The organism is Brevibacillus sp. FIR094, from assembly GCF_050477165.1.
Lineage (GTDB): Bacteria > Bacillota > Bacilli > Brevibacillales > Brevibacillaceae > Brevibacillus.
This window is the reverse complement of record NZ_JBEAES010000096.1, coordinates 1-421: the sequence shown is the minus strand read 5'-3', so window position 1 is coordinate 421 and position 421 is coordinate 1. Positions and strand designations below refer to the sequence as shown.

The 421-nt window shown below is 56.3% G+C and carries 1 protein-coding gene and 1 pseudogene; one reads left to right on the top strand and one right to left on the bottom strand.

Annotated elements, in window-relative coordinates:
* Positions 1 to 227: hypothetical protein (locus ACQ5DJ_RS29995; RefSeq protein WP_429845628.1), on the top strand; the 227-nt coding region annotated here is incomplete at its 5' end.
* On the opposite strand, the pseudogene ACQ5DJ_RS29990 reads toward ACQ5DJ_RS29995, so the two are convergent.
* Positions 224 to 421 (bottom strand): annotated as a pseudogene (locus ACQ5DJ_RS29990) (aminotransferase class III-fold pyridoxal phosphate-dependent enzyme); the annotation flags it as partial. The gene ACQ5DJ_RS29995 and the pseudogene ACQ5DJ_RS29990 sit on opposite strands and share 4 nt — an antisense overlap.

Genomic DNA, 421 nt, shown 5'->3' with positions numbered 1-421 from the left:
GCGCTGCAGCAGCGCTGGAGTACGACAGGCCAGGCGGCTCCGGCGATGTCAATATTCTGGAGTCGCCGGACATGCCGTCACATGGCTTATTGAGCACTCTGGAACAACATTTACAACGCATCATCGGCCATCTGAACACCATGCACACCATTTCGTCGATGGCCTGGCGTCAGCGTCCGCATCACGGTATCTGGCTGAGTAAGCGGCTACGGGATACAAAAGGTTAAGATCGACTGCCGGATGGACTACGCTTATCCGGCAATCCACCATCAGCAACTACTTTCCCGACCGCCTGCGCAAAACGTTGCATTCCTTCATTGATATCCGCCTCTTCCACCACCAGAGACGGGGCAAAACGCATCACGTCTGTTCCGGCATTGAGCACCATCACGCCGGCCTCCGCGCTGCGTACAGAAAATCG